This is a genomic window from Vibrio sp. DNB22_10_4, assembly GCF_052879755.1.
This window is the reverse complement of record NZ_JBNNXW010000132.1, coordinates 1-234: the sequence shown is the minus strand read 5'-3', so window position 1 is coordinate 234 and position 234 is coordinate 1. Positions and strand designations below refer to the sequence as shown.

General features: G+C 67.5%; 1 pseudogene. It reads left to right on the top strand.

The window, feature by feature from the left end:
- Positions 1-234 (top strand): annotated as a pseudogene (locus ACVA6Q_RS24965) (cobyric acid synthase); the annotation flags it as partial.

Below are 234 nucleotides of genomic sequence, written 5' to 3'. Positions count from 1 at the left end.
CGGGCAAGCCGGTGTTTGGCGTGCTGCCGTACCTGCACGGCCTGCATTTGGATGCGGAAGACGCCGTGCAGACCGCGCAGCGCGCAGCCTCTGGCGATGCGCTGCGCGTGGTGATTCCGGTGTTGCCGCGCGTATCCAATCACACCGATTTCGATGCGCTGCGCGCGCACCCGCAGGTGGACGTGCGCTTGGTTGGCCCGGGCCAGCCGATTCCCCCAGCCGATCTCATCATCC